The following is a 26,705-nucleotide window of genomic DNA, read 5'->3' as shown; positions in this document are numbered from 1 at the left end:
ATAATAAAAGCTACTAATAGTGTCTGAAAAAAAAACAAAAAGAAGAGATTTTTTATTTACAGCTACCACAGCGGTAGGAGCTGTTGGTGCCGCTGCAGTGGTGTGGCCAATGATAGATCAAATGAATCCAGATGCTTCTGTTAAAGCATTAGCTAGTACAGAGGTTGATGTAAGTTCATTAACACCTGGAAATACATTGACTGTTTTATGGAGAGGTAAACCAGTATTTATAAGAAGAAGAACTCAAGAAGAAATTGATGAGGCAAGAAAAGTTAAGATGGAAGATTTAATTCATCCAGAAAAAGATGAAGATAGAGCAAAAAACCCTGAGTGGCTTGTTATGTTAGGTGTATGCACCCACCTTGGATGTGTACCTTTAAATGATAAAGGTGATTACAATGGCTGGTTCTGTCCATGTCATGGATCTCATTATGATACTTCAGGAAGAATTAGAAAAGGACCGGCACCTTGGAATATGGAAGTGCCTAAATATGAATTCGTTAATGCAAACACAATTAAAATTGGATAAAGAAAAATGAGTGACCATGATTACAGACCAAAATCGAAGGTAGGACAATGGTTTAATGATCGATTGCCACTATTAACTCTTGCAAATCATTTAACAGATTATCCGACTCCTAAAAATCTAAATTATTGGTGGACATTTGGTGGAATTTTAACTTTTTGCTTAATCACTCAAATTGTTACAGGATTAACTCTTGCAATGCATTACATTGCTCACGCAGATATGGCTTTTGAAAGTGTTGAGCACATCATGCGTGATGTTAACTATGGTTGGTTAATTAGATACATTCATGCAAATGGTGCATCTATGTTTTTCTTAGCAGTCTACATTCATATTTTCAGGTCATTATTTTATGGTTCTTACAAAGCACCAAGAGAAATAATTTGGATAATTGGAATAATTATTTATTTGCTAATGATGGCGGCTGCATTTATGGGCTATGTATTGCCGTGGGGACAAATGAGCTTTTGGGGAGCAACTGTAATCACAAATTTATTTAGTGCTATTCCATTAGTTGGAGAGGGTATTGTCACTTGGTTGTGGGGAGGTTATTCAGTCGACAACCCTACGTTAACTAGATTTTTTACTTTGCATTATTTAATTCCATTTTTAATTTTAGGATTAGTTGTTTTACATATATGGGCTTTACATGTTCCTGGTAATAACAATCCAGTTGGAATAGATATAAAAAAACCTTCTAAAGATACTGTACCTTTCCATCCTTACATAGTAATTAAAGATGGTTTTGCTTTATTAATGTTCATGATTGTGTTTGCTTTTTTTGTATTTTACGCACCAAATATTTTAGGTCACGCAGATAATTATATCGAGGCAAACCCAATGGTAACACCCGCACACATTGTTCCTGAATGGTATCTCTTACCTTTTTATGCAATATTAAGATCAGTTCCTGATAAATTGTTAGGAGTTGTGGCTATGTTATCTGCAATATTAATCTTAGCAGTTTTACCTTGGTTAGATACTTCAAAAATAAGATCTGCGGTATTCAGACCTTTATATAAACAATTTTACTGGATACTAGTTGCTGATGTTTTGATACTTGGTTATGTGGGTGCGATGCCAGCTGAGGGACTTTACTTGTTGATAGCACGAGTTGCAACAGCGTATTACTTTTTGCATTTTTTAGTTATTCTTCCTGTTCTAGGCTTTAAAGAAAAAACTTTACCAGTGCCTCTAAGTATTACCGAACCTGTTCTAGGTGGTTCACCAAATCTAGCTGCCGCCAGAAATAAAGAAAGTAAAATAGAATAAGGTGAAAAATTTATTTAAATTATTTTCTATAATAATCTTAATTATTACTTCAAATTCAAATTCTTTTGCTGCTGAAAAAGTAGAATATCTAAAAACTGACTGGAGTTTTAAGGGATTATTTGGAAAATTTGATAGAGCTTCTCTTCAAAGAGGTTATCAAGTTTATACTGAAGTATGTGCCTCATGTCATTCGATGAAGTATTTAAGTTATAGAAATTTAGCAGAGCCAGGAGGGCCAGAATTCTCTGAAGCTCAAGCTAAAGCTATAGCAGCTTCATTTGAAGTAACTGATGGTCCAAATTCAGATGGTGAAATGTTTACAAGACCAGGAAAATTATCTGATAAATTTGTAATGCCATATGAAAATGTAAAAGCTGCACAAGCGGCAAATGGTGGTGCATACCCTCCAGACATGTCTGTTTTGGTTAAAGCTAGAGGAGGTGGAGTTGATTATATCTATTCCTTATTACAAGGATATGAAGAAGCTCCTAGCAACGTATCTTTAGATGACGGAGTTTACTATAACAAATACATGTATGGTAATAAAATTAGAATGGCTGCTCCATTATCAGATGGATTAGTAGAGTATGGTGACGGAACAAATGCAACAGTAGAACAGATGTCAAAAGATGTAACGACCTTCTTAATGTGGTCAGCTGAACCTCATTTAGAATCTCGACATCAGATGGGCTTTAAAGCGATTGTTTATTTAATTATTTTAACTGTTTTAGTTTATTTTAGTATGAAAAGAATCTGGTCACGTGTTGAATCTGAAGTTTAATACATCTCCATCTTTAACGATATAGTCTTTACCCTCTAATCTCATTTTTCCGTTAGCCTTGGAATTTACCCATCCATCATTGGCTACAAAATCCTCATAAGATATAGTTTCAGCCCTAATGAAACCTTTTTCAAAATCTGTATGAATTTCTCCTGCAGCTTTAGGTGCAGTACAATTTTTTTGTATTGTCCACGCTCTTGTTTCTTCAGGTCCAGAGGTAAAATACGTATCAAGTTCTAATATTTTATAGCCCTTTTGAATTAACATACTCAGACCTGTGTCTTTTAAACCAATCATATCCATATAATTTTTTTTTTCTTCATCTGCTAATTCATTTATTTGGTTTTCTATGTCTGCAGAAACAATCAGAGTGTTATCTTTTCCAAATTTTTCAATAAAGTTTTTAGTATATTGATTTCCATCCTGTACGCTTTGCTCATCCACATTGCAAACAAAAATCTTTGGTTTTATTGATAAAAGACCACTTTGATTAAGTTGTTTTGTATCAAATTGAGAATTTAATGTTGATATATCTTTATCATTATTAATACAGTCTAATGCAATCTCTAAAATTTTAACCTGATCTTCGTCTACATTTTTCTTATTATTTTTTTCAAGTCTTTTTTGGATAGATTCTAGGTCAGCCAACATCATTTCAGTTTCAATGATCTCAAGATCTCTTATTGGGTCAACATTAGGATTAACATTTTGAATATCGTTCGAGTCAAAGCATCTAATCATATGAATAACTGCATCAACTTCTCTTATGTGGGACAGAAATTTATTGCCTAATCCTTCACCTTTAGATGCGCCTTTCACAAGACCAGCTATATCTACAAATGAAATAGTTGTATTTATTGTTTTTTTTGATTTTGAAACTTCTGATAATTTGTTCAATCTTTTATCTGGAACAGGGACTACTCCCACATTAGGATCTATCGTACAAAATGGAAAGTTTGCAGCTTGAGCTTTGCTTGAGTTTGTAAGTGCGTTGAAGAGTGTAGATTTACCCACATTAGGCAAACCAACAATTCCACATTTAAAACTCATTATTTATTATTTACAGTGCTAGAGAATAAATCTAATTTTTTGTCGATAAGTATTGATATAGAATCTGTTATATTATTTGTAATTTTTTCCAATCCAAGCATTTCATCCTCATCAAAATTTTGAAGAACAAAATCACTAACTTCCATTTTATCTTTTGGTTTACCAATTCCTATTCGCACTCTTGAATAATCTTTACCAATAAATTTGTCTATTGATGCAATTCCGTTATGTCCTGCATCAGAGCCACCAAATTTTGCTTTTATTTTTCCAAATTCTACATCTAGATCGTCATGAAAAACGATAACATCCTTAGCATCTATTTTGAAATATTCAATTAATTCTCTAATACAAATTCCAGAATTATTCATAAATGTTAAAGGTTTAATTGCATAAACTTTTTGTTCTCCCACATTACCAGTTGTAAGAAGTCCTTTGAATTTTGGTTTTTGTTTTGAAAGTCCAAATTTTTTATTTATTGCATCTATAATCTTGAAACCAATATTGTGTCTATTGTTTTCACTGTCTGGGGTTGGATTGCCTAATCCTACAAGTAGTAGCATAAAATATTAATATTGGAGGATAAAATTCAATTTTAATTAACTTATTTTTTTTCTTCAGCAGGTTTTTTATCTTCACCTTCTTTTTTATCACCTTCAGCTGCTGGCTTATCTCCACCTTCAGCTGCTGCCGCTTCTGCTCCCTCAGCACCTTCTCCCTCAGCCGCCTCAGCTTCTGCAGGTTTTTCAGGTTCTTTCATAACAGTTGGAGCTGCTAGAGTTGCAATTACGAAATCTCTTCCTTGAATTGTAGGAGTAACGTCACTGTCAAGATTTATAGAAGAGATCTTAAAACTCTCTCCAATATCAACTCCATCAAGATCTATCACAAGATTTTCAGGAATTTTTTCGCTTGGGCATTTTAGCTCAACTTTTCTTCGTACAATATTTAAAACCCCACCTCTTTTCAAACCAGGAGATTTTTCATGGTTTAAAAATTTTACTGGAACTTCAATTCTAACTTTTATACCTGAAACTATTCTTAGAAAGTCTACATGAATTGGTTCATCTGAAATAATGTCATACTTTATTTCTCTTGGTAGAACTTTTTGAGGTTTACCATCAACATTTAAAGTTATGATGCTTGATAAAAAGTTTTCTTTTTCAATTAGCGACTTAAGTATTTTTTTTGATACTGAAATTTTCTCGTTTTGAGCCTCTCCACCATAAATTATAGCAGGCACATTACCATTATCTCTTAATGAATGTAATTCACCTTTAGTTTTGGTATTTCTGATGTTAGCGTCTAATGAATTCATAAAAACAAGGGTTTTTAGCTCAAGTTCCTTAATAACTCAAGGTATTTATTTGAATAAATCTGATACTGAGGTTGAATTAGATATTCTTTTAATTGCTTCTCCCATAAGCCCTGAAATTGACAGAACCTCAATGTTTTTAACACCTTTAGTTCTGCTCATATTATCGATTGTATCAGTAATTACTAAATTCTTAATTACTGAATTTTTAATTTTTTTTACAGCTTCACCGCTTAGTACACCATGAGTTATGTAGACATAAACTTCTTTAGCCCCTCTATCTTTAAGAGCTTTAGCTGCATTTACTATTGTTCCACCAGAATCAATTATATCATCTACAATTATACAAGTTTTACCTTTTACATCTCCTATGACATTCATGACTTGAGATTGACCTGGTTTTGGTCGTCTTTTATCTACAATTGCTAAGCCAACATTTAATAGTTTACCTAGTGCTCTTGCTCGCTCAGTTCCACCCACATCTGGAGCAACGCAAATAAGGTTTTTACTTTTTATCTTTTTTTTTGCATGTCTTGCAAAAATAGGTGTTGCAAACAAGTTGTCGACTGGAATATCAAAGAAACCCTGAATTTGACCTGCATGTAAATCAACAGTAACTACTCTGTCAGCACCCGCTTTTGTAATTAAGTTTGATACTAATTTTGCAGAAATTGAAGTTCTAGGTACTACCTTTCTGTCTTGTCTAGCATAACCAAAATATGGAATTACGGCAGTAATATTTTTTGCAGAAGATCTTTTTAGTGCATCAATACACAACAAAAGCTCCATCAAATTATCATTAGCAGGTGAAGATACAGATTGAATAATAAAAATACTGTTTCCTCTGATATTCTCATTTATTTCAACATAAATTTCTCCATCAGAAAAATTTCTAATACTAGAGTTTACTAATTTAGATTTTAGATATTTAGCAATATTCTTGCTTAATGGTTTGTTGCTATTTCCGGATAATAATTTCATTAAAAAAGCCTAATAAAGCATAATTATTGAAATATTTCTACCATAATCATCATGATTTAGCCTTAACGCTCTTCTTGCACTAAAAAAATTATTATTAATATCAAATGTATCAATATTTAAAGACTCAATATTTTTTATTTTATTCTTTAAAAGACATGATTTTACATATTTAGGTAAATCAAAATAAAGCTTTTTGTACTTAATTTTAAAAAATTTATTATTTTTTTTATCCTTTTTTATAAATTTTCTTTTAAAATCTTGTTTGACTTCATAATTTTTAGCTGAGATAGCAGGCCCGATAGCTGCAGTAATATTTTTAGGATTAGATCCTTTTTTGATCATAAATTGGATTACTTTGCTAATTATATCTTTGTATGCACCTTTCCACCCTGCATGAATTGCAGCAACTAATTTTGATCTTTCATCACAGATTAAAATTGGCACACAGTCAGCAGTTAAAACACCAATTGGTATGTTTTTTTGATTTGTAATTACTGCGTCTGCTTTTGGTTTTGATCTAAATTTATTTTTTTTATTAATATAAACAAACTTATTACTATGTATTTGATGAAGTAAAAAAATACTTTTAGCAGAGCTTTTTATTTTTTTTTTAACTATTTGTAAATTTTTTTTTACATCTGAGGGATTATCTTTAGAACCAGGACCACAGTTTAAACTTTTATAAATTTTTTTTGATTTACCACCAGTTTTATTAAAAAAACCATGTTTAATTATTTTTATTTTTGAAAGTTTTTTTGATTTTATCAATTTTGAAAACCTGTCTTAAAATTGTTTCTCTTATTTTTTACAAGCATGACTTTGAACAATTCACCCATTTGATTTTTATCTATTAAACGTCTTACTCTATAAAATAAATCTGCTTTTTTAGAAAATGCTATATTTTTGCTGATTATTTCTGCTCTTTGAAGAATACCCATATTTGTTAAAAATTTTTTTTGATTCGTAAAAATTGAATTAACTTCTTTAAACTGATTTATAAATTTTTCAAAGGAATGAAAGTTTATATTGTAGGTAATATCAGAGTCTCCAATATTTTCTAAAACGTTTGAATATTTGTGATTATTTATTGCCTGAAGAGTTTCATGCATTTTGCTATCTGCATAACCATAATCAATGACTAACATTCCTCCATCATTTTTTTGTATTAAGTCACAAATTGTTCTTAAATATTTAAATGTATCTGGCGAATATTCTATAATATTCTGATTTTTTGATATTTTGAAATTAAGATGTTTTTCAATTGTTTCTATATCAATTTTTTCTTCTTTAAATTCAGCTTTGTTTGGATCACTCAAATTCACAAATCTTTCAAACCAACCATCTTTTTTTTTAAAAAATTGTTTGATCGGTATGGCGTCAAAAAATTCATTAGCTAAAAAAATTGTTGGGTTTGAGTTTATTTTTTCAATTTTTTTTAACCATGAAAATCTTTTAGAATTTAAATTTTTTTTTTGTTCATTTAATAAAAAATCACTTTTTTCATGAATTACAAAATTGCAGGCATTGTAACAATCTGGAAAATTTATAAGTGTTTCATCTATGACTTTCATCATTTCACCATTTCCAGCTCCCAATTCTAGCAAATTAAATTTTTTAGGAGAGCCAATGCTTTTCCAAAAAGTAATCGTCCAAATTGCGATAATTTCTGAAAATAATCTTGTGATATTAGGAGCGGTAATAAAGTCTCCATCTTCACCAAAAGGATTTTTTTTCATATAAAAACCTTTGTCCTTATCGTAAAGAGCAAAATTTATAAATTGATCTAATGGTAAATTATTTGTTTTAGCGAGTTTCATATTTTAAATAAAATAAGATTACTCCTGATATTATAAATATTAAACTTACTACTTGCCCCATTGTTAAGTTTAAAAGTATATAACCAAGCTGTTCATCTGGTGCTCTATAAAATTCAATAATAAATCTAAAGATTGAGTAAATAATTAAAAATAATCCCGAAATCACACCAGGCTTGTTTGAAAATTTATTTTTAAAATAAATTAATAATAAAAATAAAAATAAACCTTCTAATAGTGCTTCATATAATTGCGAGGGATGCCGAGGAAAATTATCTACCTGAACAAATGTTACTGCCCAGGGCACATTAGTTATAGTTCCATACAACTCTGAATTTATAAAGTTTGCTATTCGTCCAAAAAATAATCCAACTGGAGCTACTAAAGCGACAATATCTAAATATAAGAATGGGTTTAGATTATTTTTTTTAGCGAAAGATATGGATGCGAAAATAACTCCAATTAAACCACCATGGAAAGACATTCCTCCTTGCCAAATTTTAAATATATCTAATGGATTATTTATATAAAAACTTAAATTATAAATAATAATATAACCAAGTCTTCCTCCTAAAATTATACCTATAATTAAATAAGTTAAATAATCATCAAATTTATTTTTAACCTCTATATCTTGAATAAATAATTTTTTTGCGAGAATCCAGCCTAATATAATTCCAAATATATAAGCTAAAGAATACCATCTGATTTCTAAAGAAAATATTTCTAAGGCTACTGGGTCAAAATTATTAATGAACATTTATAATAATACTTATAATGTATATCTTAAATATGAAAAATTCTAAATTTATAATTGATAAGTTTGCTAAATTAATAGAGCAGGGACTAGTATCTTCAAAAGACTTAACTACTGAATTATTTAATATCCTAAAATCCAAAAGAGATGAGTTTGTTTTTAAAATGAAACTTACCAGTAAAGATGAGTTTGAAGTACTCTCAAAACGTGTTGAGAATCTCGAAAATAAAATAAATAAACTTGATAAAAAAAAATTAAAAAAAGTTAAACAGGCAAGAAAACCTTAACTCTTAAACCATCCATTTTTGATTTTTCTAACATTATATTTCCTCCATGAGATTTGATAATGTCTGATGAAATTGATAAGCCAAGACCAACACTTGATTTAGAGTCTGCTCGACCTTTATCTATTTTATAGAAAGGTTTAAATACATTTTCATACTCATCTTTTGGTATTCCAGGACCATCATCATCAATAATAACGAATAAGTTTGTATTTTTTTTACGTAAGCTTATTTCAACTTTATTTGCATATTTCAGTGAATTATCAATTAGATTATTAAGACACCTATTAATTAAATTTTTCCTGCCATTAAAGTAAATTCTTGGTGTTAAGTTTTGTGAAATATTTTCGTTGTTATATTTTTCAATAACTTCTGAAATTAATTCAGATAGATTAAACATTTCATCTTTTTCAACATATGATGAACTGGTGAATTGCAAATATTCATTAAGCATTTTCTCCATTTCATTGATGTCTTCGGTCAATTTATTAACAGTTTCTTTATCTTTTATAAAAGCTAATTGTAGTTTCATCCTTGTTAAGGGTGTCCTTAAATCATGACTTATTCCAGATAACATTTCTGTTCTTTGGTTTAAGTGTCTTTCAATTCTCTTTCTCATTTTATCAAATTCATGTCCTGCTTGTCTTATTTCGAGGGCTCCAGAGGGTTTGAACTCTTCAATATTTTCTCCTTTACCAAACCTTTCAGCCGCACGAGCTAGATTTGTGATTGGTCTAGTTTGATTTTTTAAAAATATTAGAGAAATGATTACCATTATAATTGCAGGTACTGTGATCCAAAGTGCAAAGATTCTTGCTGAGGAGCTTGTAACTCTATCTTTAGGTACTAAAAATTTAAAATAACCATCTTCATATTTTATTCTTAAATCAATTAATTCTTTATAACTTGTTGTATCAAACCAGTATTCATTTAGTCCAAATTTAGATTTTAGTTCTCTTCTCAAAGTTCTATCTATAGGACTAAACCATCTTTCAGTATCTGTATTTTGTAATTTTTCGTTATTGGTGAACTCAATATTTAAATCTAAAAATATGTAAAAAAGATCTAGTAACTCTTGTTTATTTTCTTGCTCACTTCCATAGGCTTCAATAAATGTACTAATTTCATTTACCAAAGTTCTTGTCATACCTTTGTTTGTTTTGATCCAAAGGCTATCAAAAAAAACAATTGTAATTACTAGTTGCAAAACCAAAACTGGAATAGCAACTATAAGAAGTGCTCGATAAAATAATCTTTTTGGTAATATTTTTTTTAAGTAATCACTCAATCCAGAGAACATATCCTGCACCTCTTATTGTTTGCAAAAATTTTGGATTTTTTGGATCAATTTCAATTTTTTTTCTAAGCCGAGTAATAATAACATCTATTGATCTCTCCTTATCTAAATTGATTAATTGACCAATATCTTCCCTTGAAAATGTTTTACCTGGATTATTAATCATTTTTTCTAAAATCGTTTTTTCCGTTGCATTAATCTTAAATTCTTTATCACTTTTAAATATTAAAAGTTTATTCAAATCAATTTTCACATTTGCAAATTCTATAACTCTTTTCTGATCTGTTTTGATAGTTTTATTTAATATGTTCTGTATTCTTAGAATTAATTCTTTTGGTTCAAATGGTTTCGGTAAATAATCATCAGCACCAATCTCTAACCCTTCGACCCTTTCATTTGCTTCACCTTTAGCTGTTAGAAGTATAACTGGTGTATCTAATTTTTTTTTATTTTCTCTTAAAAATTCAAGACCACTTTTACCCGGCATCATGATATCCAAAACTATCAAATCAAACTTAATTATTTTTATTTTCTCTAAAGCATTTTCTGCATTTTCTGCAGTTGTGACTAAGAATTTATTTTCATTTAAATACTTTTTTACAAGAGATCTAATTCCATCATCATCATCAACCACTAGTATATGTGCAATAAAATTATCCATTAATTATCTTACTTATTACATTATCAAAATTTATTACTTCTTCAGAACTTGAATTTAGCAAAGCATTATAAATTCTCTTTTTTTGTAAATTGAAAATTTCATTAAAAATTTTTTTACCTTTATCGTTAAGAAAAACATGCTTTACTCTTGTGTCTTGATCATCTTTTTTAAAAATGATGATTTCAAGTTTTATTAAATCTTTAAGAACACGATTTAAGCTTTGTTTTGTGACTTTTAGTCGCTTAAGCAGCTCAGAAATGGAGATGCCTTCATACATTGACAATAAATGAATAACTTTATGGTGAGCTAAACCAATTGAATATCTATCTAATATTTTTTTAGAGTCAGAAAAGGTTTCTCTGTAGCTTACGAATAGTTTTTCAATTAGATCTTTAAGCTGATCGTCTTTTAAATATAAAAGTTCTTTCATAATAGGTAAGTTATATTGACATATTAAAGATACAAAGATATTTTTCATTTATAAATTAAAAAATTTTCACACATGATACCTTACGACAAGAGATCTGGAAAAATATGGTACAACAACGAATTAGTTGATTGGGCTGACGTTAAACTTCATGTTTTAAGCCATGGTATGCATTATGCTAGCTGTGTATTTGAAGGTGAGAGAGTTTATGATGGTTCGATTTTCAAACTAGAAGAGCACACAGCTAGATTTTTTCATTCTGCCACAAGAATGGGTTTTGAAATTCCATATACAGAAGAAGAAATTAATAATGCATCAAATAAAATTATCGCAACTCAAAAAGTGGAAAATGGTTATGTAAGACCTGTTGCTTGGAGAGGTAGTGAGATGATGGCTATTTCTGCGCAACAAACAAAAATACATGTTGCGATTGCAACATGGGAATGGGGATCATATTTTGATCCTAAACTTAAAGTAGAAGGAATAAGATTAAATATTTCAAATTGGAGAAGACCAGCACCTAATACAATCCCATGGGATACGAAGGCATCAGGTCTTTATATGATTTGTACACTCTCAAAACATGAGGCAGAAAAGCAAGGATATACTGATTCTTTAATGCTTGATCATGAAGGAAATATTGCTGAAGCAACTGGTGCAAATATTTTTTTCAAAGATAAAAATGGAGAAATTCATACTCCAATACCAGATTCTTTTTTAGATGGTATTACAAGACGAACTGTAATTGGAATTGCAAAATCAAAAAATATAAAAGTACATGAAAGAAAAATTAGTCCTACTGAATTGCCTAATTTTGTTGGATGTTTTTTAACAGGAACAGCAGCAGAGGTAACACCAGTATCTTGTATTGCTGAAAATCAATTTAAAGTTTGTGATACTATTATTGATTTGAATGAAAGTTATCAGACATTAGTTAGGAAGAAAAAAGCTGCCTAGTCTTTACCATCCTCAGACATAGCGTGATCAATACCTTTTCGCATATAATCATATGCAGTAAAAAGTGTTAAAGCAGCGGATAACCACAAAAGAATTATACCTATTGTTTGAGCATTATAATCTTGGAAATTAATTATTTTATTTCCTGTATCTCCAGACAATAAAAGAGCAATTGATACCATTTGTAATACTGTTTTAAGTTTAGCAAGGTTTGAAACAGGAAGTTTTATTTTTCCCTTTGCTAAAAATTCTCTCAAACCAGAAATTAAAATTTCTCTTGTCAGAATTATGATTGCTGCAATCACTTCATAATTTCTAATTGTTCCATCCATAACCAGAAGTATTAATGCTGTAGCAACAATGATTTTATCAGCTATAGGATCTAATAATTCACCCAGTTTTGACTCTACTCCAAACATTCTAGCCAACATACCATCCAAAAAGTCTGTAAATGATGCAATAATAAATAATATTAAAGCAGTAAGATCACCATAAAACCCTGGAAGATAAAAAGCTAAAACAAAAAAAGGAACAATTATTATTCGCCCTATCGTTAATATGTTTGGAATTTTTTTTAGCATAATTATTCGTGAAAAAAGTTATATATCTTTTTTGCTACTTTTTCTTCAACACCTTCTACAGATTTTATTTCATCTAAGCTAGCAGACTCAACAGATCTTGCAGATCCAAAATGGTTCAACAAAGCTCTTTTTCTTATAGCCCCAATCCCCTCTATTTGATCTAACAGAGATTTGCTTATACCTTTTTTTCTCTTTGCTCTGTGAGCACTTATAGCAAATCTATGTGATTCATCTCTTATTCTTTGAAGAAAAAATAGAGTAGGGTCATTTCTAGTAAATTTATATTCTTTGCCATTATGAAAAAAAGTTTCATTTCCACTATTTCTAAATTTACCTTTTGCTATTGCAATAATTGGAATGTCGTGAAGTCCTAATTCATTAAGGCTCTCTCTAGCGACTGAATATTGACCTTTTCCCCCATCTACTAGAACCAAATCAGGAAATGCAAGGTAATTATCTTTTTCTTGAACTGCTCTTTTGAACCTTCTATTTAATACCTCTCTCATCATTCCATAGTCGTCTTGCTCATTTTTTTTATGCTTAATATTAAATTTTCTATATCTTTTTTTGATAAATCCTTCATCGCCGTAGGCTATTAAAGCGCCAACACTATTTGTGCCTTGAATATGACTATTATCATAAACCTCGATTAAATTTATATTGGTTTCTAAATTAAATTTTTTAGCTACTGCATCGAACAATTCTTTATTATTCTGACTTTCATAAAGTTTTCTATTTAGACTATCCTTTGCGTTTTTAATTGCTTGATTAATTACTTTTAGTTTTGATCCTTTTTTCGCAACTGAAATATTTATTTGTTTACCTTCTTTTTGTGTCAGTGTTTTTTCAATTAGTGCTTTTTCCTTTATTTCTTCTGAAAGGATAACCGATGAAGGAACACTTTTATTTTCATAAAATTGAGAAACAAATGAATTAAGGATTTCACCAAACTTTTCATCTGGATCGTGTTTTGGAAAAAAAGCTTGATTGCCCCAATTTTGTTTTGATCTATAAAAAAATACTTGAATACAAGTTTTTCCAGATTCTTTATATCCAGCAATAACATCTGCCTCAACTAAGTTTGCTTCATTAATTCTCTGTGAAGATTGAATGATGTTTAATGCTTTAATTCTATCTCTTAAAATTACAGCTTTTTCAAAATCAAGATCCTCACTTGCCTTTTCCATTTGGTTAGAAAGATTTTTTTGAATTTTCCTAGATTTGCCTGAAACAAATTCAATAGCATCTTCTACTGTTTGATTGTATTCCTCTTTTTTTACATATCCTACACAAGGTCCAGAACATCTTTTTATTTGATATAAAATGCAAGGTCTTTCTCTGTTTTTGAAAACGGTGTCATCACAAACTCTTAAATGAAAAATTTTTTGGATCATTTTGATTGTCCAATTAGCTGAACCAGCAGAGGCAAAAGGTCCAAAGTAAAAACCTTCTTTTGTTTTTTTCCCTCTATGTCTTTTTATTTGAGGCCATTTATCTTTATTACCAATAAATATAAATGGAAATGACTTATCATCACGTAAAAGGATATTAAATTTTGGTTTATGTTTTTTAATTAAATTTGCTTCTAGTAGTAAAGCTTCACTTTCATTAGATGTTGTTGTTATCTCTAATTTTCTTGTTTGAGATAACATTCGTTCAGTTCTAATTATGTGGTTTTTTTCTGCAACATAGCTCTTTAATCTATTTGGTAAATTTTTGGCTTTACCTACATAAAGAATTTCATTTTTTTGATTAAGCATCCTGTATACGCCTGGAAGTTTTGGTACTAGAGGTAGCTCTTTTTTAATTACTTCTTTTCCTATTTCAGAGCTTATCATGGCTTCTCTTTTTGGTAATTTGAATACCAACAGATGAACACTGTTTTAAGATTTCTAATTTTTCAATTTTCAACATTATTTTAGCAATCCTTTTGTCTTTAAATAGTTCGTCAAAAACAGCTTCTGCTAAAGTTTCTAAGAAATTGTAATGTTTCTTTTTTACAAGTTTTGTAATTAATTTTACTATAGTTCCATAATTAACAATGGATTTTATGTCTTTATCGCTTGAAGGTTTTTTGTCTTCATAGTCTATTTCAAGACTAAATTTAACTTTCTGTGGTTTTTCTTTTTCAAAATCGTAATAACCAAGTTTTAAATCTAAGATTAATTCATTAATTAAGATTTTTTTCTCATAATTAAATAGGCTTTTATTTTTGTCTATTTTGACGATTTTTAAATTATTTTTTTTCATTCTTTGCCCATTACATCTGGTGTTTGCCAGTTAAGATTTTGACCACTATCAATAGCCAAAACCTGACCAGTAATAGATATATTTTTAATAAAAAAGTCAACAGCATTACATATTTGCTCCACATCAACTTGTCTTTTCAAGGGTGTTGCTAAATATTGCTTTTTGAAATGTTTTTCAGATTGTCTTTGATTTTTTATAGTGGGTCCAGGTGCAATTGCGTTTACTCTTATATTTGGAGCCAAACTCATAGCGCTAGTTTTTGTTAAAGTATACAAACCAGTTTTACTAAGAGTGTAGGAAAAAAAGTAAGGGGTTAATTTGAAAACTCTTTGATCAATAATATTTATAATATTATTATTTTTACCTTTAACATTTTTAGCAAATTCTTTCGTTAATAGTGCGGGCGCTCTTAAATTGGTTCTTAAATGCTTACTCCAACTGTCCAATGAAAAATTTTCTAATTTATCATTTTCAAATAAAGAGGCGTTGTTAACAAGACAATCAAAAAACTTTAATTTAGATTTTGCAAATTTAATTATTTTTTTTATATCAGTTTCTTTACTTAAATCACCTTTGACTAAGTATACTTTTGTACCTTGGTTAGATAATTCTTTTTTTAATTTTTCTGCTTTTAATTTTGATTTATTATAATGGATTAAGATTTCTTTATTTGGACCAGATAATTTTCTGGCAATTGCTGCTCCCATTCGAGTAGCGCCACCAGTAATTATTATTTTCCGTGCTTCCATTTCTTATCTCTTTTTTTTGTAACTTTAGTTCCTGGCATACCCATAGTTGATCTACCTTTTGGATAAAGCTTATTTTTTACATCATACTGCCTTATTTTTGGATTTAATGTAATTTCTAATTCAGTGCTTTCCAATTTTCTTATTTCATCTCGTATTTTAGCCGCTTCTTCAAATTCTAAATTAGATGCTGCTTCTTTCATTTTTTTATCTAGTGCTTTAAGATGTTTTTTAAGATTGCCTCCGACATTAGAGCCTTCACTTATTTTGACGTAGTCTTTCTCATACACACTTTCAAGAATATCGCTAATTTCTTTTTTTACCGACTTTGCATCTATTTTATGTTTCTTATTATAAGCTAATTGAATTTTTCTTCTTCTATCAGTTTCAGCAATTGCTTTTTTTATACTTTTTGTCTCTTTGTCTGCATACAAGATTACTTTGCCATCAACGTTTCTTGCTGCTCTTCCTATGGTTTGAATTAAAGATGTTTCTGATCTTAAAAAACCTTCTTTATCAGCATCTAAAATTCCAACTAAGGCACATTCGGGAATGTCTAATCCCTCCCTTAATAAATTAATTCCAACTAGAACATCAAATACACCCATCCTCAAATCTCTCATAATTTCTATTCTTTCAAGTGTATCAATGTCAGAGTGTAGATATCTTACTTTAATTCCATTCTCATGAAGATATTCAGTTAAATCTTCAGCCATTTTTTTGGTTAGTGTTGTGACTAATACTCTATGATTATTTTCAATTACTTTTTTACATTCGTGCATTAAATCGTCGACTTGATTTTTTGCTGGTCGTATTTCTACGACTGGATCTATAAGACCAGTTGGTCTGATAACTTGATCAATGAATTTTCCTTTAGTTTGCTCAAGTTCCCATGGACCGGGTGTTGCTGAAACAAAAACAGTTTGGGTTCTCATTAAGTCCCATTCTTCAAATTTTAATGGTCTATTATCCATGCATGAAGGAAGTCTAAAACCGTATTCTGCTAAAGTACTTTTTCTTGATCTATCACCCTTATACATTCCATTTAGCTGAGGAACTGTAACGTGACACTCGTCCACAAATATTAAAGTATTGTCTGGAAAGTATTCAAAAAGAGTAGGTGGGGGCTCTCCAGGTTTTCTTCCTGACAAAAATCTTGAATAGTTTTCAATGCCAGCACAAGAACCAGTAGCTTCAATCATTTCAAGATCAAATTTAGTTCTTTCTTCTAATCTCTGTGCTTCTAATAATTTATTTTCAGAACGGTGTTTTTTTAGAGTTACTTCTAATTCTTTTTTAATATTAATTACCGCTTGCTCAATTGTAGGTTTTGGGGTGATGTAGTGACTATTTGCATAAACTTTTACTAAACTTAATTCTCTTACTTTATCACCAGTTAACGGATCAAACTCTTCTATCTGTTCTAATTTATCTCCAAATAGACAAAGTCTCCAAGCCCTATCTTCTAAATGTGAAGGGAATATTTCTAAATATTCTCCTCTTGCTCTAAATGTTCCTCTATAAAAATTTTGATCATTTCTTTTATATTGTAGAGCAACTAGAGATTTGATTATTTCTTCTCTGTTGTAGTCATAATTTTTTTGAAGAGTTAGCGTCATTTTACTGTACGCTTCAACTGAACCTAATCCATAGATACACGAAACACTTGCTACAATTAAAACATCATCTCTTTCTAAAAGAGATCTAGTTGCTGAGTGCCTCATTCTATCAATTTGTTCATTTATAGAGGCCTCTTTCTCTATATATGTGTCTGATCTCGGCACATAAGCCTCTGGAGTGTAATAGTCATAGTATGAAACGAAATATTCAACAGCATTGTCTGGAAAAAAGGTTTTCATTTCCCCATAAAGTTGAGCAGCAAGGGTTTTGTTTGGAGCTAAAATCAAGGCAGGTCTATTAGTAGCTTCAATTACTTTAGCCATTGTAAAAGTTTTTCCAGATCCCGTTACACCAAGCAAAACTTGATTAAATTGATCTTTGTTAGCACCATTTACTAATTTTTTAATCGCTTCAGGCTGATCGCCAGCAGGTTTAAAATCAGATTTAATTTTGAATTTTTTTCCACCCTCTAGTTTTCCACCTATTTTAGGATTTTTACTCTGAATATCTGTAATTAAATCTTGATAAGTATTTTCCATATATTAAACAACGTAGTAGAATTTATTTATATTTCAATGAGCATAATATCAGACAGTTTAAAGAAGATTAAACCATCGCCTACTATTGCTGTTACTCAAAAAGCAAGAGAATTAAAAGCTGCTGGAAAAGATGTTATTGGATTAGGTGCAGGGGAACCAGATTTTGATACTCCAGATAACATTAAACAAGCAGCCATAAAAGCTATTAATGATGGTGATACAAAATACACTGCAGTAGATGGTACTCCAGCATTGAAAAAAGCGATTGTAGAAAAATTTAAAAAAGAAAATAATTTAGATTATACAGCTGATCAAATTACAGTTGGTGCTGGTGGTAAGCATGTAATTTATAATGCAATGATGGCCACATTAAACGAAGGTGATGAAGTTATAGTTCCTGCTCCTTATTGGGTTTCTTATCCCGATATGGTTTTATTAGCTGGAGGAAAACCAGTGATAATGGAATGTGATGAAAAACAAGGTTTTAAAATAAATCCAATTGATCTTGAAAAATTTATAACTCCAAAAACTAAATGGATCATTCTTAATTCTCCTTCAAACCCAACTGGAGCATGTTATTCCGAAAATGATATAAAAGCAATTGCTACTGTTTTAGAAAAACATAAGCATATTTACATTTTAAGTGATGATATTTATGAACACGTCACCTACGAAGGGTTTAAATTTTTTACCATTGCGCAAATAGAAAGTTTAAAAGAAAGGGTTCTTACAATGAATGGTGTAAGTAAAGCTTACTCAATGACAGGCTGGAGAATAGGGTATGCAGCTGGTCCAAAAGACATTGTTAAAGCTATTGCTAAAATTCAATCACAATCAACAACTAATCCTTCTTCCATTAGCCAAGCTGCTGCAGTTGAGGCACTAAGTGGAACACAAGACTTTATTAAGGAAAGAGCAAACTCTTTTCAGGAAAGAAGAGATTTTGTGGTTAATGCTTTAAATGCAATAGATGGAATTGAATGCCTCAATCCAGATGGAGCGTTTTATGTTTTCCCAAGTTGCAAAGGTTTAATGGGCAAAAAAGATCCTAATGGTAATGAAATTAAATCTGATACTGATTTTGTTCAATCATTATTAGAGAATAGTGGGATTGCTGTAGTCCAGGGTTCTGCATTTGGTTTGGAAGGTTTTTTTAGAATTTCATATGCAACTTCAATGGAAAATTTAAAAAAAGCAATGGATAAAATATCTATTTTTTGTAAATCCTTAAATTAATGAAAACAGCCCTAGTGTTTGGTTCATCAGGTTTAGTTGGTGAGCATCTTGTTAATCAACTTATCCTGAATTCAAATTATTCAAAAATAAAGATTTTTGTTCGTTCAAAAATAGAACATATTAATCCAAAAATTGAAATTATTGAAACAGATTTTAATGATTTAGAAAAGTATAGAAATGATATTAAAGGTGAAGACTGTTTTTTTTGTATTGGTACAACAAGAAAAAATTCACCTAATAAAAATGAATATGAAAGAGTTGAACTCAATATTCCTAGACAAATTGCCCAAATCGCTAAATCAAATTCAATTAAATCGTTTTTTTTCGTTTCATCTGGTTATGCAGATCCAAAAAGTTCAGGTGATTATTTAAAATTCAAAGGATTAGTTGAACAAGAAATTAAAAATCAAAATTTTGATAAAATTGGGATCATGAGACCATCTTTTTTATTGGGAAATAGAAAAGAAAAAAGAATAGGTGAAAAATTTGGTATAATATTATTTAAATTGTTAACTCCAATATTAGTTGGGCCTTTAAGAAAAATGAGACCAATTGAGGCAGAAATAGTCGCCAAAGCAATGGTAAAGTTGGCAAATGAAAATATTAATCAAAGTATATTTGAATCAAATGAGATTGTTGAATTAGTGAGATAGGAATTTTTCAGCCTCTAATGCTGCCATACAACCCATTCCTGCAGCTGTAACGGCTTGTCTAAAAGTTTTGTCTTTAACATCTCCAGCAGCATAAACTCCAGGAATATTTGTTTCAGTAGAATCTGGTTTAGTAATTAAATAGCCCTCATTATCCATCTTAAGTTGATCTTTGAATAATGAAGTTGCTGGATCGTGACCAATGGCGATAAATAGTCCATCTAGTTTTAATTCTTCAGTTTTATCTGTTTTTAAATTTTTAATTTTAATACCTTTAACATTTTTAGGCTTTTGATCTCCCAATACGTCTTCAACAACAGAGTCCCAAATAATTTCTATTTTTTTATTTTCCATTAATTTTTTTTGAAGCATTTTTTCAGCTCTCAAACTATCTCTTCTATGAATTAATTTAACTTTGGATGCAAACTTTGTGAGGAACATCGCTTCTTCAACAGCTGCATTACCTCCTCCGACAACTGCTACCTCTTTATCTTTAAAGAAAAAACCATCACACGTAGCGCACGCAGAAACACCAAATCCTCTAAATTCTTGTTCAGATTTCAGATTTAACCATCTGGCCTGAGCCCCTGTAGAAATAATTATGCTATCAGCAGTATATTTTTGCCCACTATCTCCTATAGCTTCAAACGGAGTAGATTTTAAATTTACCGATCCAATATGATCTTCAATCATTTCAGTTCCAACTGCTTTTGCTTGCTCTTTCATTTGATCCATCAACCACGGACCTTGAATAACTTCAGCAAATCCTGGAAAATTTTCAACATCAGTAGTTGTTGTTAATTGACCACCAGGTTCAGAACCATAAACTAAAATTGGATTTAACATTGCTCGAGCCGCATAAACTGCAGCTGTGTATCCGGCAGGACCAGATCCAATTATTAACACTTTTGTGTGTTTAGTTGGATTTTGACTCATATGAAAGCTATATAGTGATTAATGTCTAAATTAAAAGGTTTATTATTAACTCAAGGAATGCATGGCATGATAAGCCAGGTAGAAGGTTTAGCAAAAGCCTTAGAAATTGATTTTACACACCATAAGGTTGAACTAAATAATTTTTGGAAAATTATTCCACCAAAATTAACACCAGTATCACAAAACGTTTATAAAAAAATAAACGAGTCTGATTTTGATGTAATTATTTCATGTGGAAGAAAAAGTGTGATTCCCTCAATCCACTTAAAAAGTATTTCAAAAAAAAAAGTTTTAAACATTCATATTCAAGATCCAAAGGTGGATTTTAATCATTTTGATTTTATTGTTGCTCCCGAACATGATGGGATAAGCGGTAAAAACGTAATTAAAACAAAAGGTGCAATTCACTATTTAACGGAAAATGAAATTGAAGAAAATAGAAGTTATTTAAATTCATATATCAAACAGGATAATAGAAAAGTTTGGTGTTTGATAATGGGTGGTCCTACAAAATATTACGATTACTCAACAAAAAATATGAAGCATATCTTTTCAATTTTCTACAAATTATTGAAAAAACATGATTTTCAACTTGTGGTCATACCTTCAATGAGAACACCGTTAAATACTATACATTATGCAAAAGAGTTTTTTGGAGAAAATCACACTGTGATTATGAATGTTGATAAAAAAGCTTATCTTTCAGCTTTAGCTATTTCAGAAAATATAGTCGTAACATGCGACTCTAGCTCAATGATATCGGAAGCTGCTTTGACTGGAAAACCAATTTATGTTGCTAATATTTTACCAAAAAGGAAAGACGTCAGATTTCAGAATTTTAGAAATTTATTTAGAGAATTAAATATTACTAGAAACTTAGGTGAAGAAATTGAAAATTGGAACTATCAAAAATTAGATGAAACGAATAGAGTAGCAAAAATTATTAAAGAAAAAATACAATCATAATGTCATTTTTAAATTCAATTAAAAATAATTCAAAAGAACATAGTTTCCCTTTTAATCACTGGGAGTATAGTGATGCTTTGTCAGAAGGAGCAATTGATGAAATAGTTAAAGCCGATATTCCTGATGTCAGTAAGCATAATCTTAATTATGATGGAACAAGAGCAATAGATGGTGGAGCCGCAGAATTTAGAAAAGGTATAGCTTCAGGCGGACAAGCAATAAAGTTTAGATGTTTTATTAATAAAGATAACTCATCTCAATTTCCAAATTTAGTAAAATTTATAAATGAACTTCAGTCTAAAGAAACATATGAAACAATTTCTAAAATGATAAATAAAGATTTATCAAATTCCTATGTTAGGGTTGAGGTTATATGTGACCGAGAGGGTTTTTGGTTAAAACCTCATTGCGATATAAAAGAAAAACTTATGTCAGGCTTAATATTTGTTAATAAAACAAATGAGTCTGAAGATTTAGGAACTGATTTTTACAATGAAAAATTAGAGAAGGTTAAGACACTTCCTTACAAACATAATTATGGTTATCTTTTTACCAGCGGACCAAACACATGGCATGGCATGGAGAAGAAAAAAATCGTTAAAGAAAGACGATGTATTCAAGTAAATTATGTTACTTTTGAAACTGATTGGAAAGTAAATTCTTAAACGTCCTGAAGAGAAGTCACTTCTAATTTTTTTGTTTTTAGCGATCTAATCGCCTCTAAACATGCTTGAGCAGTAGACATATTAGTACAATAAGGAACTTTATTCTTGAGCGTAGCCCTTCTTAAGGCTATTGCATCGCTTAATCTGTGTTCACTATTTCCACCTCCAGTATTTATCACTAATCCAATTTTTTTAGAGTCTAAAACATCTACTATGTGAGGCGAACCAGTGCTTACTTTATTTATAATTTTACATTTCATCCCATGCTTTCGAATATATTCTGCAGTTCCTCTAGTTGCACATAATGTAAACTTAAGTTTAAGAAGTTCTTTAGCTAAATCTATTCCTTCATCTTTGTGACTATCTTTGAGAGATATAAAAGCTAATCCTTGTTTTGGTAATGAGTTAGCTGCTGCGATTTGACTTTTTGCAAAAGCCATTCCAAAATTTTTATCAAATCCCATGACTTCTCCTGTCGACTTCATCTCAGGCCCTAACAATAAGTCACTGTTGGGAAATTTATTAAATGGAAATACAGCTTCTTTAACTGCGTACATACCTTTAGATTTATCTTTTAAACTAAACTTAGATAACTTTTCACCAGCCATTACTCTTGATGCAATTTTAGCTAGGGGCAATCCTTTTGCTTTTGATACAAAAGGTACTGTTCGGCTTGCTCTAGGATTCACTTCAATCACATATATTTCATCTTTTTTAATTGCAAACTGTATATTCATGAAACCTTTTACATTTAAAGCTATAGCAAGTTTTTTAGTTTGATTTTCTATTTCTTTAAGAAGATAAGGTTTAATTGATACAGGGGGTAAACTACAGGCTGAGTCTCCTGAATGGATTCCAGCTTCTTCGATATGTTGCATAATACCTGCAACGTGAACTTGTTTTCCATCTGATATAGCATCTACATCTACTTCCATTGCATGATCAATAAATTTATCAATCAAAATTGGATTATCTTCTGCAGCTTTAAACGCCTCTTCAACAAATTTTTTAAGCTGATTTTTTTCATGAACAATTTCCATTGCTCTTCCACCTAAAACATAAGATGGCCTCACCATTAATGGTAATCCAATTTTATCAGCAATTTTTATTGCTTGATTAAATGTTTTTGCAATTCCACTTTCTGCTTGTTTTAGTTTTAATTTATTTAATAAATCTCTAAATCGGTCTCTATCCTCCGCTAAATCGATAGAAGTATATTGTGTTCCTAAAATTGGAAGTTTGTTGTCATATAAAAATTTAGCAAGTTTAATTGGAGTTTGGCCACCAAACTGAGCTATCACGCCAATTAGGTTTCCTTTTTCTTGTTCTTTTTTAATTATGTTAAAAACGTATTCTTCTTTTAAAGGTTCAAAGTATAATCTATCACTCGTATCATAGTCCGTTGATACTGTTTCAGGATTACAATTAACCATTATAGTCTCAAAACCTGCGTCTTTTAATGAAAAACTTGCCTGGCAACAACAATAATCAAACTCAATTCCTTGACCAATTCTATTTGGTCCTCCTCCAAGAATAATTATTTTTTTCTTATTGGATGGATCAGCCTCACATTCTGAGTTTATAGAAAAGTTTCTTTGATAGGTTGAGTACATGTAAGGAGTAAAAGATTTGAATTCAGCTGCACAAGTATCTACTTTTTTATAAACTGGAAGTATTTTAAGTGCTGATCTTTTTCTTCTAACAACGTCTTCAGAAGTTTTAGTTAATTCAGAAAGTTTTTTATCTGAAAACCCTATTGATTTTATTTTATTAAATTCTACAAAATTTTTAGGAAGTCCCTTGTTTTTGATCTGAGTTTCGTAATCTACTATTTCTTTAATTTGTTCTAAAAACCAAGGATCAATTTTGGATAAATTATATATTTTCTTTAAGTTTATTTTTTTTCTAATTGCTTCAGCAACTAGTAATATCTTATTTGGAATAGTTTCTTTAAGCTTCTTTTCAATTTGTTTTTTATTTAAATTAAAAATTCTGTCTAAACCCGAAAAACCAGTTTCAAGAGATACTAGCGCCTTTTGTAAAGATTCTTTAAAGTTTCTTCCAATAGCCATTGCTTCTCCTACTGATTTCATTGATGTCCCTAAAGTTGCGGGAGAAGTAGAAAATTTTTCAAATGTAAATCTTGGAATTTTAGTCACCACATAATCTATGCTTGGTTCAAATGATGCAGGGGTAACTTTGGTTATTTCATTTTTTAATTCATCCAGAGTATAACCAATCGCTAATTTTGCAGCCACTTTTGCAATTGGAAATCCAGTTGCTTTTGATGCAAGTGCTGATGATCTTGATACACGTGGATTCATTTCAATGACAACCATTCGACCATTTTTAGGATTGATAGCAAACTGAACATTTGATCCTCCAGTTTCAACTCCAATTTTTCTCAAACATGCAATAGATGCATTTCTCATTACCTGGTATTCTTTATCTGTTAGAGTAAGAGCAGGTGCAATTGTTACTGAGTCACCCGTATGAATACCCATTGGATCTAGATTTTCAATTGAGCAAATAATGATACAGTTATCTTTCTTATCTCTTACAACTTCCATTTCAAATTCTTTCCAACCTTCCAAACATTCCTCAACAAGAACCTGGCTTACAGGAGATTCATGCAGTCCATTTTTAACAATCTTAAAATAATCTTTTTTATTTTTAGCTATTCCTCCACCAAGTCCACCAAGTGTAAAAGCAGGTCTTATAATTGCAGGTAAACCAATTTTTTTTAGTACTTTTGATGCTTGATTATTATTATTTACAATTTCTGATTTTGGTAAATCTAAACCAATATCTATCATATTTTTTCTAAATTTTTTTCTATCCTCGGCATTAGAAATTGCTTTAGAATTTGCTCCTATCAACTCAATTTTGTATTTTTTTAGAATTCCTTTTTTTTCTGCTTCCATTGCAAGGTTAAGCGCAGTTTGCCCTCCCATTGTTGGAAGAATTGCATCGGGTTTTTCTTTCTTTAGAATTTTTTCTAATACATCTAATGTAATTGGTTCAATATAAGTTTTATCCGCAACATCTGGATCAGTCATAATTGTTGCAGGATTTGAATTTATTAAGACTACTTTATAACCCTCATCTTTAAGAGCTTTACATGCTTGTGTCCCTGAATAATCAAATTCACATGCTTGTCCTATAATTATTGGACCAGCTCCCACAACTAGTATTTTTTTAATATCTTTTCTTTTTGGCATTTTTTTTCATGTTGTTAATAAATTCTTGAAACAAATAAACACTATCTTGAGGTCCCGGATTAGACTCGGGATGATATTGAACTGAGAAGACAGGTTTATTTTTTAGTTTGATACCCTCAATACTATTATCAAATAAAGATTTATGTGTGACTTCAATATTTTTTGGTAATGTTTCTTTAACTACTTCAAATCCGTGGTTTTGACTCGTTATTTCAACATTATCATGAATTAAATTTTTAACAGGGTGATTTGCCCCTCTATGACCAAGTTTCATTTTCTTTGTTTTACCACCTAATGCTAATGCTAAAATTTGATGACCCAAACAAATACCAAATATTGGCAAATTTTTTTTAATTAAATCTTTAATAATTTCTATAGCATATTTACCTGTTGCAGCTGGATCACCAGGACCATTTGATAAAAATATTCCATTTGGTTTTAAAGCTAAAATTTTTTGGGCATTAGTTTTACAAGAAACGACAGTAACTTTACAATTAAAGTCAGAGAAATATCTTAAGATATTTTTTTTTATTCCATAATCAATTGCAACAACGTGAAATGAGTTCTTATTATTTTTTTTATATCCAAGTTCTTTTTTCCATGTTTTAAGACCTTTCCAAATATAATTTTTCTGAGTTGAAACTACTTCTGCAAGATCAAGATTTTTTAATCCACTCCATTTTATTGTAGAGTTGGTCAATTTGTTAATATTAAATTTTCCTTTTTTTGAATAACTAATCGTACCTTTTGGAGCGCCTTTATCCCTTATAAAGTTTGTTAGACTTCTGGTGTCTAAGCCAGTAATTCCAACAATTTTATTTTTCTTTAGCCAAGTATCTAAATGTATAAATGATCTGTAATTTGAGGGTGAAGTTATTTCAGAATTAATTATAACTCCTCTTGCCCATATTTTATCAGATTCATGATCTTCTTTATTGGTTCCAACATTTCCAATATGGGGGAAGGTAAAGTTAATAATTTGACCTGCATATGATGGGTCAGAGATGATTTCTTGATAGCCTGTTAATGATGTATTAAAGCAAACTTCGCCTGTGGCTTCTCCCTGGTAACCAATTCCAATTCCTTTGAATACCTTTTTATTTTCGAGAACTAAAACGCCTGTATTGATTTGAGATTTTATTTTTGAGTTAGTTTTTTTTGATTTTTTGTTCAATT

General features: G+C 30.2%; 27 protein-coding genes. 9 read left to right on the top strand and 18 right to left on the bottom strand.

The genetic code is table 11. The features are described 5' to 3' along the window. Positions 1–19: 19 nt before the first annotated feature. The 3 genes from petA to AMN88_RS03730 are packed head-to-tail and all read left to right on the top strand — an operon-like array spanning position 20 to position 2,579. Complete coding sequence (gene petA, locus AMN88_RS03740) at positions 20–529, top strand: ubiquinol-cytochrome c reductase iron-sulfur subunit (protein WP_075536483.1); 510 nt, start codon at positions 20–22, stop codon at positions 527–529. A gap of 6 nt (positions 530–535) precedes the next feature. Next, on the top strand, positions 536–1,798 hold the full coding sequence (locus tag AMN88_RS03735) for a cytochrome b (protein ID WP_075536482.1): 1,263 nt from the start codon (positions 536–538) through the stop codon (positions 1,796–1,798). Positions 1,799–1,838: 40 nt separating this feature from the next. Further along, entirely contained in the window at positions 1,839–2,579 is a 741-nt protein-coding gene (locus AMN88_RS03730) for a cytochrome c1 (protein WP_425319188.1), read from the top strand. Here AMN88_RS03730 and ychF read toward each other — a convergent pair. The 7 genes from ychF to lgt are packed head-to-tail and all read right to left on the bottom strand — an operon-like array spanning position 2,556 to position 8,496. After that, a complete protein-coding gene (ychF, locus tag AMN88_RS03725) occupies positions 2,556–3,629 on the bottom strand; it encodes a redox-regulated ATPase YchF (RefSeq protein WP_075536480.1) in 1,074 nt (357 codons plus the stop codon). The two genes, AMN88_RS03730 and ychF, sit on opposite strands and share 24 nt — an antisense overlap. Further along, positions 3,629–4,189 carry an aminoacyl-tRNA hydrolase gene (gene pth, locus AMN88_RS03720; protein WP_075536479.1) on the bottom strand — a complete coding sequence of 187 codons (561 nt, stop codon included), beginning with the start codon at positions 4,187–4,189 and terminating at the stop codon, positions 3,629–3,631. The genes ychF and pth overlap by 1 nt, the downstream gene beginning before the upstream one ends. A gap of 41 nt (positions 4,190–4,230) precedes the next feature. Next, positions 4,231–4,944 carry a 50S ribosomal protein L25/general stress protein Ctc gene (locus AMN88_RS03715; RefSeq protein WP_075536478.1) on the bottom strand — a complete coding sequence of 238 codons (714 nt, stop codon included), beginning with the start codon at positions 4,942–4,944 and terminating at the stop codon, positions 4,231–4,233. A 45-nt stretch (positions 4,945–4,989) separates the two neighbouring features. Continuing rightward, on the bottom strand, positions 4,990–5,922 hold the full coding sequence (locus AMN88_RS03710) for a ribose-phosphate pyrophosphokinase (protein ID WP_075505114.1): 933 nt from the start codon (positions 5,920–5,922) through the stop codon (positions 4,990–4,992). A 9-nt stretch (positions 5,923–5,931) separates the two neighbouring features. Further along, positions 5,932–6,690, bottom strand: coding sequence for a peptidoglycan editing factor PgeF (pgeF, locus tag AMN88_RS03705; RefSeq protein ID WP_075536477.1), 759 nt, complete (start codon positions 6,688–6,690; stop codon positions 5,932–5,934). Then, complete coding sequence (locus AMN88_RS03700) at positions 6,687–7,739, bottom strand: SAM-dependent methyltransferase (RefSeq protein WP_075536476.1); 1,053 nt, start codon at positions 7,737–7,739, stop codon at positions 6,687–6,689. The genes pgeF and AMN88_RS03700 overlap by 4 nt, the downstream gene beginning before the upstream one ends. Then, positions 7,726–8,496, bottom strand: coding sequence for a prolipoprotein diacylglyceryl transferase (gene lgt / locus AMN88_RS03695; RefSeq protein WP_075536475.1), 771 nt, complete (start codon positions 8,494–8,496; stop codon positions 7,726–7,728). The genes AMN88_RS03700 and lgt overlap by 14 nt, the downstream gene beginning before the upstream one ends. Positions 8,497–8,528: 32 nt before the next feature. On the opposite strand from lgt, the gene AMN88_RS03690 reads away from it, so the two are divergent. Further along, entirely contained in the window at positions 8,529–8,780 is a 252-nt protein-coding gene (locus tag AMN88_RS03690) for a hypothetical protein (protein ID WP_075536474.1), read from the top strand. On the opposite strand, the gene AMN88_RS03685 is transcribed toward AMN88_RS03690, so the two are convergent. From AMN88_RS03685 to AMN88_RS03675, 3 genes are read right to left on the bottom strand one after another with little or no spacing between them, the layout of a single operon-like run. Then, positions 8,758–10,077 carry an ATP-binding protein gene (locus AMN88_RS03685; RefSeq protein ID WP_075536473.1) on the bottom strand — a complete coding sequence of 440 codons (1,320 nt, stop codon included), beginning with the start codon at positions 10,075–10,077 and terminating at the stop codon, positions 8,758–8,760. The two genes, AMN88_RS03690 and AMN88_RS03685, sit on opposite strands and share 23 nt — an antisense overlap. After that, positions 10,058–10,735, bottom strand: a complete 678-nt coding sequence (locus tag AMN88_RS03680) for a response regulator (RefSeq protein WP_075536472.1) — start codon at positions 10,733–10,735, stop codon at positions 10,058–10,060. The genes AMN88_RS03685 and AMN88_RS03680 overlap by 20 nt, the downstream gene beginning before the upstream one ends. Continuing rightward, positions 10,728–11,165, bottom strand: a complete 438-nt coding sequence (locus AMN88_RS03675; RefSeq protein WP_075536603.1) for a MarR family winged helix-turn-helix transcriptional regulator — start codon at positions 11,163–11,165, stop codon at positions 10,728–10,730. Before AMN88_RS03675 ends, AMN88_RS03680 begins: the two co-directional genes overlap by 8 nt. Positions 11,166–11,237: 72 nt before the next feature. On the opposite strand from AMN88_RS03675, the gene AMN88_RS03670 reads away from it, so the two are divergent. Continuing rightward, entirely contained in the window at positions 11,238–12,119 is an 882-nt protein-coding gene (locus tag AMN88_RS03670; RefSeq protein ID WP_075536471.1) for a branched-chain amino acid aminotransferase, read from the top strand. Here AMN88_RS03670 and pgsA read toward each other — a convergent pair. Genes pgsA through uvrB form a run of 5 tightly spaced genes read right to left on the bottom strand, consistent with a single transcriptional unit; the run spans position 12,116 to position 17,855 of the window. Then, the gene (gene pgsA / locus AMN88_RS03665; RefSeq protein ID WP_075536470.1) at positions 12,116–12,700 is read right to left on the bottom strand and encodes a CDP-diacylglycerol--glycerol-3-phosphate 3-phosphatidyltransferase; all 585 of its coding nucleotides are present in this window, start codon (positions 12,698–12,700) and stop codon (positions 12,116–12,118) included. The genes AMN88_RS03670 and pgsA overlap by 4 nt on opposite strands. Before the next feature lie 2 nt (positions 12,701–12,702). Further along, complete coding sequence (gene uvrC / locus AMN88_RS03660) at positions 12,703–14,538, bottom strand: excinuclease ABC subunit UvrC (protein WP_075536469.1); 1,836 nt, start codon at positions 14,536–14,538, stop codon at positions 12,703–12,705. Further along, positions 14,525–14,950: a dihydroneopterin aldolase gene (locus AMN88_RS03655; protein WP_023854815.1), complete on the bottom strand. Its 426-nt coding sequence runs from the start codon at positions 14,948–14,950 to the stop codon at positions 14,525–14,527. The genes uvrC and AMN88_RS03655 overlap by 14 nt, the downstream gene beginning before the upstream one ends. Further along, on the bottom strand, positions 14,947–15,699 hold the full coding sequence (locus tag AMN88_RS03650; protein ID WP_075536468.1) for an SDR family oxidoreductase: 753 nt from the start codon (positions 15,697–15,699) through the stop codon (positions 14,947–14,949). The genes AMN88_RS03655 and AMN88_RS03650 overlap by 4 nt, the downstream gene beginning before the upstream one ends. Beyond that, positions 15,681–17,855, bottom strand: coding sequence for an excinuclease ABC subunit UvrB (uvrB, locus tag AMN88_RS03645; protein WP_075536467.1), 2,175 nt, complete (start codon positions 17,853–17,855; stop codon positions 15,681–15,683). The genes AMN88_RS03650 and uvrB overlap by 19 nt, the downstream gene beginning before the upstream one ends. A 36-nt stretch (positions 17,856–17,891) precedes the next feature. Here uvrB and AMN88_RS03640 point away from each other — a divergent pair, with 36 nt between their 5' ends. Together AMN88_RS03640 and AMN88_RS03635 are read left to right on the top strand one after the other, a co-directional pair. Then, positions 17,892–19,091, top strand: a complete 1,200-nt coding sequence (locus AMN88_RS03640; RefSeq protein ID WP_075536466.1) for a pyridoxal phosphate-dependent aminotransferase — start codon at positions 17,892–17,894, stop codon at positions 19,089–19,091. Further along, a complete protein-coding gene (locus AMN88_RS03635; RefSeq protein WP_075536465.1) occupies positions 19,091–19,744 on the top strand; it encodes an NAD(P)H-binding protein in 654 nt (217 codons plus the stop codon). Before AMN88_RS03640 ends, AMN88_RS03635 begins: the two co-directional genes overlap by 1 nt. Here AMN88_RS03635 and trxB read toward each other — a convergent pair. Further along, complete coding sequence (trxB, locus tag AMN88_RS03630) at positions 19,733–20,677, bottom strand: thioredoxin-disulfide reductase (protein WP_075536464.1); 945 nt, start codon at positions 20,675–20,677, stop codon at positions 19,733–19,735. The two genes, AMN88_RS03635 and trxB, sit on opposite strands and share 12 nt — an antisense overlap. A gap of 21 nt (positions 20,678–20,698) precedes the next feature. Between trxB and AMN88_RS03625 the strand changes: the two genes are divergently transcribed. Further along, positions 20,699–21,643, top strand: a complete 945-nt coding sequence (locus tag AMN88_RS03625) for a mitochondrial fission ELM1 family protein (protein WP_075536463.1) — start codon at positions 20,699–20,701, stop codon at positions 21,641–21,643. After that, the gene (locus AMN88_RS03620; protein WP_075536462.1) at positions 21,643–22,308 is read left to right on the top strand and encodes a hypothetical protein; all 666 of its coding nucleotides are present in this window, start codon (positions 21,643–21,645) and stop codon (positions 22,306–22,308) included. Before AMN88_RS03625 ends, AMN88_RS03620 begins: the two co-directional genes overlap by 1 nt. On the opposite strand, the gene carB is transcribed toward AMN88_RS03620, so the two are convergent. Together carB and carA are read right to left on the bottom strand one after the other, a co-directional pair. Beyond that, positions 22,305–25,529 (bottom strand): carbamoyl-phosphate synthase large subunit, encoded by a 3,225-nt coding sequence (gene carB / locus AMN88_RS03615; RefSeq protein ID WP_075536461.1) that lies wholly within the window; start codon positions 25,527–25,529, stop codon positions 22,305–22,307. The two genes, AMN88_RS03620 and carB, sit on opposite strands and share 4 nt — an antisense overlap. Further along, positions 25,507–26,703 carry a glutamine-hydrolyzing carbamoyl-phosphate synthase small subunit gene (carA, locus tag AMN88_RS03610; protein ID WP_075536460.1) on the bottom strand — a complete coding sequence of 399 codons (1,197 nt, stop codon included), beginning with the start codon at positions 26,701–26,703 and terminating at the stop codon, positions 25,507–25,509. Before carA ends, carB begins: the two co-directional genes overlap by 23 nt. Positions 26,704–26,705: the final 2 nt, after the last annotated feature.

The organism is Candidatus Pelagibacter communis (assembly GCF_001180165.1).
Taxonomy (GTDB): domain Bacteria; phylum Pseudomonadota; class Alphaproteobacteria; order Pelagibacterales; family Pelagibacteraceae; genus Pelagibacter; species Pelagibacter ubique_P.
This window is presented reverse-complemented; position numbering and strand designations above follow the sequence as displayed.

Excerpts from the sequence above, each read along its gene's own strand:
- AMN88_RS03675 (WP_075536603.1), bottom strand. The coding sequence starts at position 11,165 with ATGAAAGAACTTTTATATTTAAAAGACGATCAGCTTAAAGATCTAATT.
- AMN88_RS03715 (WP_075536478.1), bottom strand. The coding sequence starts at position 4,944 with ATGAATTCATTAGACGCTAACATCAGAAATACCAAAACTAAAGGTGAA.
- AMN88_RS03685 (WP_075536473.1), bottom strand. The coding sequence starts at position 10,077 with ATGTTCTCTGGATTGAGTGATTACTTAAAAAAAATATTACCAAAAAGA.
- uvrB (WP_075536467.1), bottom strand. The coding sequence starts at position 17,855 with ATGGAAAATACTTATCAAGATTTAATTACAGATATTCAGAGTAAAAAT.
- AMN88_RS03670 (WP_075536471.1), top strand. The coding sequence starts at position 11,238 with ATGATACCTTACGACAAGAGATCTGGAAAAATATGGTACAACAACGAA.
- AMN88_RS03625 (WP_075536463.1), top strand. The coding sequence starts at position 20,699 with ATGTCTAAATTAAAAGGTTTATTATTAACTCAAGGAATGCATGGCATG.
- AMN88_RS03640 (WP_075536466.1), top strand. The coding sequence starts at position 17,892 with ATGAGCATAATATCAGACAGTTTAAAGAAGATTAAACCATCGCCTACT.
- AMN88_RS03635 (WP_075536465.1), top strand. The coding sequence starts at position 19,091 with ATGAAAACAGCCCTAGTGTTTGGTTCATCAGGTTTAGTTGGTGAGCAT.
- AMN88_RS03700 (WP_075536476.1), bottom strand. The coding sequence starts at position 7,739 with ATGAAACTCGCTAAAACAAATAATTTACCATTAGATCAATTTATAAAT.
- AMN88_RS03710 (WP_075505114.1), bottom strand. The coding sequence starts at position 5,922 with ATGAAATTATTATCCGGAAATAGCAACAAACCATTAAGCAAGAATATT.
- AMN88_RS03620 (WP_075536462.1), top strand. The coding sequence starts at position 21,643 with ATGTCATTTTTAAATTCAATTAAAAATAATTCAAAAGAACATAGTTTC.
- AMN88_RS03650 (WP_075536468.1), bottom strand. The coding sequence starts at position 15,699 with ATGGAAGCACGGAAAATAATAATTACTGGTGGCGCTACTCGAATGGGA.
- carB (WP_075536461.1), bottom strand. The coding sequence starts at position 25,529 with ATGCCAAAAAGAAAAGATATTAAAAAAATACTAGTTGTGGGAGCTGGT.
- pth (WP_075536479.1), bottom strand. The coding sequence starts at position 4,189 with ATGCTACTACTTGTAGGATTAGGCAATCCAACCCCAGACAGTGAAAAC.
- lgt (WP_075536475.1), bottom strand. The coding sequence starts at position 8,496 with ATGTTCATTAATAATTTTGACCCAGTAGCCTTAGAAATATTTTCTTTA.
- pgsA (WP_075536470.1), bottom strand. The coding sequence starts at position 12,700 with ATGCTAAAAAAAATTCCAAACATATTAACGATAGGGCGAATAATAATT.
- AMN88_RS03690 (WP_075536474.1), top strand. The coding sequence starts at position 8,529 with ATGAAAAATTCTAAATTTATAATTGATAAGTTTGCTAAATTAATAGAG.
- ychF (WP_075536480.1), bottom strand. The coding sequence starts at position 3,629 with ATGAGTTTTAAATGTGGAATTGTTGGTTTGCCTAATGTGGGTAAATCT.
- AMN88_RS03655 (WP_023854815.1), bottom strand. The coding sequence starts at position 14,950 with ATGAAAAAAAATAATTTAAAAATCGTCAAAATAGACAAAAATAAAAGC.
- AMN88_RS03735 (WP_075536482.1), top strand. The coding sequence starts at position 536 with ATGAGTGACCATGATTACAGACCAAAATCGAAGGTAGGACAATGGTTT.
- trxB (WP_075536464.1), bottom strand. The coding sequence starts at position 20,677 with ATGAGTCAAAATCCAACTAAACACACAAAAGTGTTAATAATTGGATCT.
- AMN88_RS03680 (WP_075536472.1), bottom strand. The coding sequence starts at position 10,735 with ATGGATAATTTTATTGCACATATACTAGTGGTTGATGATGATGATGGA.
- uvrC (WP_075536469.1), bottom strand. The coding sequence starts at position 14,538 with ATGATAAGCTCTGAAATAGGAAAAGAAGTAATTAAAAAAGAGCTACCT.